The following is a 7,213-nucleotide window of genomic DNA, read 5'->3' on the forward strand; positions in this document are numbered from 1 at the left end:
ACGGTGAATAATCCGGACAAAAGCAAAACATTATTGCCATACAGGGATAATCCTTGATGTCCGAAAACCGCTGGGAAGGTATCGACGAGTTCGTCGCCGTGGCCGAGTGCAGCCAGTTCACGGCTGCCGCGGAACGCCTCGGAGTTTCCTCCTCCCACATCAGTCGACAAATAGTACGCCTCGAAGAGCGCCTTCAGACGCGACTGCTTTATCGCAGCACCCGCCGGGTCACGCTGACCGAGGCAGGGCAAACCTTTCTGCAACATTGCCAGCGCTTACAGGATGGTCGCGAGGAAGCACTGCGAGCGGTGGGTGACCTGACCAGCGAACCCAAAGGCATGCTGCGCATGACCTGCGCCGTGGCGTATGGCGAGCGCTTCATCGTGCCGCTGGTAACCCGTTTCATGGGTCTTTACCCACAACTTCGAATCGATATCGAACTGAGCAATCGTCAACTCGACCTCGTGCACGAAGGGCTGGATTTGGCGATCCGTCTCGGTCGCCTGCAGGACTCGCGGCTGGTAGCGACACGTCTGGCGCCACGACGCATGTACCTGTGCGCATCGCCGTCCTATCTGGAACGCTACGGCCGCCCACATAGCTTGTCGGAACTCAGCCGCCACAACTGCCTCATTGGTAGCTCGGACATCTGGCAACTGGAACAGAACGGGCGGGAATTTTCCCAGCGAGTGCAGGGAAACTGGCGCTGCAATAGTGGGCAAGCGGTGCTGGATGCGGCGTTACAAGGGGTTGGATTGTGCCAACTGCCGGATTACTACGTGCTGGAGCATCTGAAAAACGGTGAGTTGATTTCACTGCTGGAAGCCCACCAACCGCCGAACACTGCCGTATGGGCGCTTTATCCACAGCAGCGGCATTTATCGCCGAAGGTGCGCAAGCTGGTGGATTATTTGAAGGAAGGATTGGCGCAAAGGCCGGAGTACGCAACTTAGCGGCGGTTAGCCCAACGCTGGCGCAGCCATTCAAGGTCTTCGGGACGAGTGACCTTGAGATTATCCGCGCGTCCTTCAATCAGCCGTGGCGCCAGACCTGCCCATTCCATCGCAGAAGCTTCGTCTGTGATGACAGCATCGGCCACCAGACTGTCGGCCAACGCCCGATGCAATGCACCAAGGCGAAACATCTGCGGCGTATAGGCTTGCCAGATCACACTGCGATCCACGGTTTCGACCACGCGACCGTGTTTGTCGACCCGTTTGAGGGTATCGCGGGCCGGAACCGCCAGCAGTCCACCGACCGGGTCATCTGCGAGTTCACTCAGCAACTTGTCCAGATCATCACGGCTCAGATTTGGCCGCGCGGCATCGTGAACCAACACCCAATCCTCATCGTCAGCGCCTTGCGCATGTAAATGCAGCAACGCATTGAGTACCGACCCGGAACGCTCGGAGCCGCCTTCAACCCGCTGAATTCGCGGATCGCAAGCACACGCCAGGTTCGGCCAATAAGGATCATCAATAGCAAGACTGACCACCAATCCTTTCAGGGAAGGATGATCAAGGAAACAGCCGAGGCTGTGTTCAAGAATAGTGCGCCCGCCCAGTTGCAAGTATTGCTTGGGACGGTCCGCGGCCATACGGGCACCGACGCCCGCGGCAGGAATTACAGCCCAGAAGGCCGGTAACGAGGGGGTCATTGGGCCAACTGGTAAAGGGTTTCACCGTCCTTGACCATGCCCAACTCATGACGAGCCCGCTCTTCAACGGTCTCCATGCCCTTTTTCAATTCACTGACTTCAGCGTCCATCACTCGATTGCGCTCAAGCAGCCCCTCGTTCTCAGCGTGTTGATCTGCGATCTGCTGAGTCAGTTCGGCCACTTGCGCCAGACTGCCATTACCCACCCACAGGCGGTATTGCAGGCCAGCCAGCAGCAGGAGCAAGACGAGGAACAACCAATTGGGACTGCGCATCGAATATCAGGTATCCAGTGAAAAAAGACAGCCATGCCAAAACTTTGAAGCTTCTGATAGCACGAAGCCTGGAAGACCCAGGCTTGTGCTTATAAGGCATCAGATTAGTGGCAAATCCATCGCTGTAGCGATTTTTCCGACACAATCCGGTGTCTTTTTTACCCGTTAACGATTAACCGCGGAATTCGCTGCGACCGTTGTACTTGGCTTTGCCATTCAACTGCTCTTCGATACGCAGCAGTTGGTTGTACTTGGAAACACGGTCCGAACGGCACAGGGAGCCGGTCTTGATCTGGCCAGCCGCGGTGCCCACAGCCAGGTCGGCAATGGTCGAATCTTCGGTTTCGCCGGAGCGGTGCGAGATCACGGCGGTGTAACCAGCGGCCTTGGCCATCTGGATGGCTTCCAGGGTTTCGGTCAGGGTGCCGATCTGGTTGAACTTGATCAGGATCGAGTTGGCGATCTTTTTATCGATGCCTTCTTTCAGGATCTTGGTGTTGGTTACGAACAGGTCGTCGCCTACCAGCTGAGTCTTCTCGCCGATCTTGTCGGTGAGGATTTTCCAGCCAGCCCAGTCGGACTCGTCCAGACCGTCTTCGATCGAGATGATCGGATAACGCTCGGTCAGGCCTTTCAGGTAGTCAGCGAAACCTTCAGCGGTGAACACCTGGCCTTCGCCGGACAGGTTGTATTTACCGTCTTCGTAGAATTCGCTGGCTGCGCAGTCCAGTGCCAGGGTCACGTCGGTGCCCAGCTTGTAACCGGCGTTGGCCACGGCTTCGGAGATCACTTTCAAAGCGTCTTCGTTGGAGGCCAGGTTCGGTGCGAAACCACCCTCGTCACCAACAGCAGTACTCAGGCCACGGGCCTTCAGAACAGCTTTCAGGTGATGGAAAATCTCGGTGCCCATGCGCAGACCTTCCGAGAAAGACTTGGCGCCTACTGGCTGAACCATGAATTCCTGGATGTCGACGTTGTTATCGGCGTGCTCGCCACCGTTGATGATGTTCATCATCGGAACCGGCATCGAGTAAACACCCGGAGTGCCGTTCAGGTTGGCGATGTGCGCGTACAGCGGCAGGTCCTGGTCCTGTGCGGCCGCCTTGGCGGCTGCCAGGGAAACGGCGAGGATTGCGTTGGCGCCCAGGGAACCTTTGTTTTCGGTACCGTCGAGCTTGATCATCGCGTGATCCAGCGCTTTCTGGTCGCTTGGGTCTGCACCCAGCAACAGGTCGCGGATTGGACCGTTGATGTTGCCAACGGCTTTCAGAACGCCTTTGCCCAGGTAACGGCTCTTGTCGCCATCACGCAGCTCGAGCGCTTCACGCGAGCCAGTGGAAGCACCGGACGGCGCGCAAGCACTGCCGATGATGCCGTTATCGAGAAGCACATCCGCTTCCACGGTGGGGTTGCCACGGGAGTCGAGAACTTCACGACCTTTGATGTCGACGATTTTTGCCATTGTTGTAAACACTCCAAAGTTGACGAAAACGACGCAGCTGAAGGAAATCTTGTATCGCCGGCAAGTAATGTGCAGCGGGCAGACTTGCGGACGATAAGGCCCAGACCCGAGGGCCTGAGCATTAATTCGTGCGGTACTTTACCGGAGAAATGAGGATTACGCGGTTTCTACCGTCGGAAAACTCTTAACCAGTTCGTCCAAAGCTTTGAGCTGGGCCAGGAATGGCTCCAGTTTGTCCAGACGCAAGGCGCAAGGGCCGTCGCATTTGGCGTTGTCCGGGTCCGGGTGGGCCTCAAGGAACAGGCCGGCCAACGACTGGCTCATACCGGCTTTTGCCAAGTCGGTGACCTGAGCGCGACGACCACCGGCGGAATCAGAGCGACCGCCGGGCATTTGCAGCGCGTGGGTCACGTCGAAGAACACCGGGTATTCGAACTGCTTCATGATGCCGAAGCCGAGCATGTCGACGACCAAGTTGTTGTAGCCGAAGCTCGAACCGCGTTCGCAGAGGATCAACTGATCGTTACCCGCTTCCACGCATTTGCTCAGGATGTGTTTCATTTCCTGAGGTGCGAGGAACTGGGCTTTCTTGATGTTGATCACCGCACCGGTCTTGGCCATCGCGACCACAAGGTCGGTCTGGCGCGACAGGAAGGCCGGCAGCTGGATGATATCGCAGACTTCAGCGACGACCGCGGCCTGATCAGGCTCGTGGACGTCGGTGATGATCGGCACGCCGAACGCTTGCTTGATGTCCTGGAAAATCCGCATGCCCTCTTCCAGGCCAGGGCCACGGTAAGAGGTCACCGAGGAACGGTTGGCCTTGTCGAAGCTGGCCTTGAACACGTAAGGGATACCGAGTTTCTCGGTGACCTTTACGTACTCTTCGCAGACCTGCATCGCCATGTCGCGGCTTTCCAGCACGTTCATGCCACCGAAAAGCACCATTGGCTTGTCGTTGGCAATCTCGATATCGCCTACGCGGATGATCTTCTGGGCCATCGGATTTACGCCTTCTTCTGGTGTTGAACCAAAGCTGCTTTAACGAAACCGCTGAACAACGGGTGACCGTCGCGTGGTGTCGAGGTGAACTCAGGGTGGAACTGGCAAGCGACGAACCATGGATGATCCGGGGCTTCAACCACTTCAACCAGCGCACCATCACCGGAGCGACCGGAGATTTTCAGACCGGCTTCCATGATTTGCGGCAGCAGGTTGTTGTTCACTTCGTAGCGGTGACGGTGACGTTCGACGATCACGTCCTTGGCGTAGCAATCGTGCACCAGGGAACCCGGCTCCAGCAGGCAATCCTGAGCGCCAAGGCGCATGGTGCCGCCCAGATCGGACGTTTCGGTACGGGTTTCGACGGCGCCGGTGGCATCTTCCCACTCGGTGATCAGACCCACGACCGGGTGACCGCTGGCACGATCGAATTCGGTGGAGTTGGCGTCTTTCCAGCCCAGCACGTTACGAGCGAACTCGATCACGGCCACTTGCATGCCCAGGCAGATGCCCAGGTACGGAACCTTGTTTTCGCGAGCGTATTGAACGGCAGTGATCTTGCCTTCCACGCCACGCAGACCGAAGCCGCCTGGTACCAGAATCGCGTCGACACCCTCCAGCAGCGCAGTGCCCTGGTTTTCGATGTCTTCGGAGTCGATGTAGCGCAGGTTGACCTTGGTGCGGTTGCTGATGCCGGCGTGACTCATCGCTTCGATCAGCGACTTGTAGGCGTCCAGCAATTCCATGTACTTGCCGACCATGGCGATGGTGACTTCATGCTCAGGGTTGAGCTTGGCGTCGACCACGGCTTCCCACTCGGACAGATCGGCGCCGCCACATTGCAGGCCGAAACGCTCGACAACGAAATCATCCAGGCCCTGAGCGTGCAGAATGCCCGGGATCTTGTAGATGGTGTCGGCGTCTTCCAGCGCAATCACCGCACGTTCTTCAACGTTGGTGAACTGAGCAATCTTGCGACGCGAGGAGATGTCGATCGGGTGATCGGAGCGGCAGACCAGCACGTCAGGCTGCAGGCCGATGGAGCGCAGTTCCTTGACCGAGTGCTGAGTAGGCTTGGTTTTGGTTTCGCCGGCAGTGGCGATGTACGGCACCAGTGTCAGGTGCATCAGCATCGCCCGCTTGGCGCCGACTTCGAAACGCAATTGACGGATGGCTTCGAGGAACGGCTGGGACTCGATGTCACCCACGGTGCCACCGATCTCGACCATGGCCACGTCGGCATCGCCGGCGCCCTTGATGATCCGGCGCTTGATTTCGTCGGTGATGTGCGGGATCACCTGAATGGTTGCACCCAGGTAATCACCACGGCGCTCTTTGCGCAGGACGTGTTCGTAGACACGACCGGTGGTGAAGTTGTTGTTCTGGGTCATTGTCGTGCGGATGAACCGCTCGTAGTGACCCAGGTCCAGGTCGGTCTCGGCGCCGTCGTGGGTGACGAACACTTCACCGTGCTGGAACGGGCTCATGGTGCCCGGGTCAACGTTGATGTACGGGTCCAGCTTCAGCATGGTGACCTTAAGTCCCCGCGCCTCCAGGATGGCCGCCAATGAAGCCGATGCGATGCCTTTCCCCAATGAAGAAACAACACCGCCCGTGACGAATATGTAGCGCGTCATGAAAAACCCTAGAAGTCTGCGTTAAAGCGGTCCGAGCCGCCGGGGAAAGCGAAGGAAGGCCGAAGCCCCCGATCACCTGCATTAATCACAGTGCACCTTTCAAAAAAACCGCCGCGTTGGGACAGACCGGAAGATGAAACACCGGTACGTTGCTCGCTACACATTTTTTGGAATCGCCCAGCAAAGACTGCTTGGTAATCGGCAACTCCTGCAATTCAGGCGAATCCACAGAAGTTGTATCAAGAAGGGAGCGTAGTCTACCGGAAAGCCCCTTTCAGCTCAAACCTTGATCTTCGTGCGGCGGCTGCCAATGCAAATTCCAACGGTCCTTTGCGCTGCCGTCCAAGCCCCGCAGGTTGGCCACGGCCAGTAATTGCTCGCCTCGGTAGAGCAGCGGCAATCTGCCACGGACGAAACCCGGCAAGCCGCTTTCGTTGAGCAATCGCTTCAAATCGCGATGGCCGCGACCGGGTAGATTCATCACCTCACCTCCCTCACGATAGCGGATATGCAGCTGGCCATCGGGAATTTGGCCGGTGAGTGTGAGCACGCCGTTGTCCGGCAACACCAGCGATTGCGAGGGGTCTGGCCAGTTTCCGACGGTGGGCGGCGGGCGCAACCAACTACCGGACAACCACCAGATATGCCCACCCGCCCGATGCAGTTCGCCATCCGCCAGCCGCCAGATTGGGCAGGCATCGCCGCTGGCATCACGTAAATTCTCCCAACCCGACCAATGGTCACTGTCCGGCAGTCGCGTCAGCGGTTCGAGCCAATGACTTAACGCATTACGCTGACGAGCAGCGGACAGCATTTCCAATGCCCCCAGTTCCAGGGACGGCAATCCCAGCCAATCAAAATTATTGGCAGTGCTGGCGCCAGCCAGGTCGATTTGCGCAAGCTCATCGAGCAACCCCTGCGCTTCGCTCAGGTGCGCAGCGCTGCGAGCCATGGTCGTTACCGCTTGCGGCCAGCGCTTGGTCAATACCGGGAACACCTGATGGCGCAGGAAATTTCGCGAGAATTGCCGATCCTGGTTCGATGGGTCTTCGATCCAGCTCAGCCGATGCTCCGCCGCATAAGCTTCAAGTTCAGCCCGCGTGACATCGAGCAATGGCCGAAGCAGCTGCCCTTTACCGAGCGGGCGCTGGCGGGGCATCCCCGACAACCCCCTCACCCC

Annotated in this window: 7 protein-coding genes; 1 reads left to right on the top strand and 6 read right to left on the bottom strand. The window is 58.1% G+C overall.

The window, feature by feature from the left end; translation table 11 throughout:
* Nucleotides 1–56: 56 nt before the first annotated feature.
* A complete protein-coding gene (locus KGB23_RS25450) occupies nucleotides 57–953 on the top strand; it encodes a LysR substrate-binding domain-containing protein (protein WP_223433030.1) in 897 nt (298 codons plus the stop codon).
* Here the strand turns inward: KGB23_RS25450 and ispD are convergent.
* The 6 genes from ispD to tilS form a co-directional block, all read right to left on the bottom strand.
* Nucleotides 950–1,657: a 2-C-methyl-D-erythritol 4-phosphate cytidylyltransferase gene (ispD, locus tag KGB23_RS25455; protein ID WP_223433031.1), complete on the bottom strand. Its 708-nt coding sequence runs from the start codon at nucleotides 1,655–1,657 to the stop codon at nucleotides 950–952. The two genes, KGB23_RS25450 and ispD, sit on opposite strands and share 4 nt — an antisense overlap.
* Complete coding sequence (gene ftsB, locus KGB23_RS25460; protein WP_008028992.1) at nucleotides 1,654–1,932, bottom strand: cell division protein FtsB; 279 nt, start codon at nucleotides 1,930–1,932, stop codon at nucleotides 1,654–1,656. The genes ispD and ftsB overlap by 4 nt, the downstream gene beginning before the upstream one ends.
* Before the next feature lie 172 nt (nucleotides 1,933–2,104).
* The gene (gene eno / locus KGB23_RS25465; protein WP_223433032.1) at nucleotides 2,105–3,394 is read right to left on the bottom strand and encodes a phosphopyruvate hydratase; all 1,290 of its coding nucleotides are present in this window, start codon (nucleotides 3,392–3,394) and stop codon (nucleotides 2,105–2,107) included.
* 156 nt (nucleotides 3,395–3,550) lie between these two features.
* On the bottom strand, nucleotides 3,551–4,396 hold the full coding sequence (gene kdsA / locus KGB23_RS25470) for a 3-deoxy-8-phosphooctulonate synthase (protein WP_046054578.1): 846 nt from the start codon (nucleotides 4,394–4,396) through the stop codon (nucleotides 3,551–3,553).
* 5 nt (nucleotides 4,397–4,401) lie between these two features.
* Nucleotides 4,402–6,033, bottom strand: a complete 1,632-nt coding sequence (locus KGB23_RS25475; protein ID WP_150654832.1) for a CTP synthase — start codon at nucleotides 6,031–6,033, stop codon at nucleotides 4,402–4,404.
* A 274-nt stretch (nucleotides 6,034–6,307) separates the two neighbouring features.
* Nucleotides 6,308–7,213, bottom strand: a 906-nt coding sequence (tilS, locus tag KGB23_RS25480; RefSeq protein ID WP_223433033.1) for a tRNA lysidine(34) synthetase TilS, incomplete at its 5' end; no start/stop codon positions are given.

It is taken from the genome of Pseudomonas sp. GL-B-26 (assembly GCF_019947405.1).
Lineage (GTDB): Bacteria > Pseudomonadota > Gammaproteobacteria > Pseudomonadales > Pseudomonadaceae > Aquipseudomonas.